The 953-nt window shown below is 45.6% G+C and carries 4 tRNA genes and 2 rRNA genes; all 6 read right to left on the bottom strand.

From position 1 onward, the window contains the following. Positions 1 to 110: ribosomal RNA gene (locus tag ACVB80_RS24285) — 23S ribosomal RNA — on the bottom strand; the annotation flags it as partial. Positions 111 to 405: 295 nt separating this feature from the next. Continuing rightward, a tRNA-Val gene (locus ACVB80_RS24290) sits at positions 406 to 481 on the bottom strand. A 36-nt stretch (positions 482 to 517) separates the two neighbouring features. Continuing rightward, positions 518 to 593 (bottom strand) — tRNA-Ala (locus ACVB80_RS24295). 29 nt (positions 594 to 622) lie between these two features. Further along, positions 623 to 698, bottom strand: a tRNA-Lys gene (locus ACVB80_RS24300). 2 nt (positions 699 to 700) lie between these two features. Beyond that, positions 701 to 776 (bottom strand) — tRNA-Glu (locus ACVB80_RS24305). A 90-nt stretch (positions 777 to 866) separates the two neighbouring features. Then, a 16S ribosomal RNA gene (locus ACVB80_RS24310) occupies positions 867 to 953 on the bottom strand; the annotation flags it as partial.

Raw genomic sequence — 953 nt, forward strand, 5'->3', positions numbered from 1 at the left:
CCCAGACTCAAATGGTTGTTACTACCTAATCTGGGCTTATCGCAAGTTACTACGTCTTTCATCGCCTCTGACTGCCAAGGCATCCACCGTGTACGCTTAGTCACTTAACCATACAACCCCAAGAGGTCTTTCGTATGGCAAACAACCAAGGTTTATTGTTGCTTCATTATTTGAATGAGCGAAGCAACACTTCGATTTTGCCGGACTCAAATTCCAAGAACACTTGAATGTGTGTTGGTACCTAAATGATTAAATCATCTAGGATTTGAGAACTTTTAATTGAATAACAACGCTTATCTAAAAGATAAGGGGATTGTTGTTATTCGTCAGCTTTCCAAATTGTTAAAGAGCATGAGTTTCTTATCGAAACCATTTTTAAGAACACTTAGCAAATGTGCTTAAAGATGGTGGGCGATACCGGGCTCGAACCAGTGACCCCCTGCTTGTAAGGCAGGTGCTCTCCCAACTGAGCTAATCGCCCACGATAAGTTTTTCGTCTTGTGGAAGACGTCAAGAATGGTGGAGCTAAGCAGGATCGAACTGCTGACCTCCTGCGTGCAAGGCAGGCGCTCTCCCAGCTGAGCTATAGCCCCATCTTGAGATTCATTTCTCAAAGGAGAAATGGTGGGTCGTGCAGGATTCGAACCTGCGACCAATTGATTAAAAGTCAACTGCTCTACCAACTGAGCTAACGACCCAATGGTATCCCGTAGGGGAGTCGAACCCCTGTTACCGCCGTGAAAGGGCGGTGTCCTAGGCCTCTAGACGAACGGGACACTAAGTTGAAGATATTGGGATATCTTCTGTCTCTTAAACTGTATAAACCATCAATCTGTGTGAACACTCATCGCAATAATCATTCGTATTAAGGAGGTGATCCAGCCCCAGGTTCCCCTAGGGCTACCTTGTTACGACTTCACCCCAGTCATGAACCACAAAGTGGCAAGCGTCCT

It is taken from the genome of Vibrio sp. 9-16B-A1 (genome assembly GCF_056726165.1).